We start from the raw sequence: 638 nt of genomic DNA on the forward strand, positions 1-638 counted from the left end.
TACACCGCCTTTGACCGTCCAAGCAGGATCAACACGCCACACACCATACACTCGCGGACTAAAATGCGCGCCGTAGTTTTCATCGTGATCCAAACGACCACCTAATGTCAGACTAAAAGGTTCTGCGATCTTCCATTCATCTTCGATGAACACTGCCCATTGTGTATTTGATGCTTTCGTTTTAGATGATGCTTTGTTGGACGTAAAATCTTCCAACTCGGCATGCGTCGCATCGACACCAGTTGTCAGAGTATGCGCGCCCAGCCCTTTAACTAGACTGGATTTAAACGTGGTATTTACAATAGTCATTTCGCGAGATTTGTTTTCACTCTCCTCGCGCTGCAAGTAGGTATCAGAGTTACCCAATAACTCCCACTCCCCGGTGTGACTAAGCGTAACGTAGTTACGACGGTATTCATTCAATGAATCTTCACAGCCTCTACGACAGCCAGTCGTAGGTACAGAAAGACCAACATTACCGCGACGACTTTGTGCCGATGTACCACCCTCTAACTGCACAGAGTGACGATCATTGATTTGATAGATCAGTTTTGAAGAGATGCTCTGCATATCTTTGTCTTCATAACCATAATCAATGTCATCTTCTTCCCTTGCGGTGTATTGACCATAAACCTGTA

At 45.5% G+C, this 638-nt stretch carries 1 protein-coding gene; it reads right to left on the minus strand.

Annotation, left to right across the window (positions count from 1 at the left end; all coding sequences use genetic code 11):
* Window positions 1-638 (minus strand): TonB-dependent receptor domain-containing protein (locus R7Z49_RS25810; protein WP_318112517.1); only part of this gene is annotated, 638 nt, incomplete at both ends.

The sequence above is a fragment of the Vibrio sp. 1562 genome (assembly GCF_033340155.1).
GTDB classification, from domain to species: Bacteria; Pseudomonadota; Gammaproteobacteria; order Enterobacterales; family Vibrionaceae; genus Vibrio; species Vibrio alginolyticus.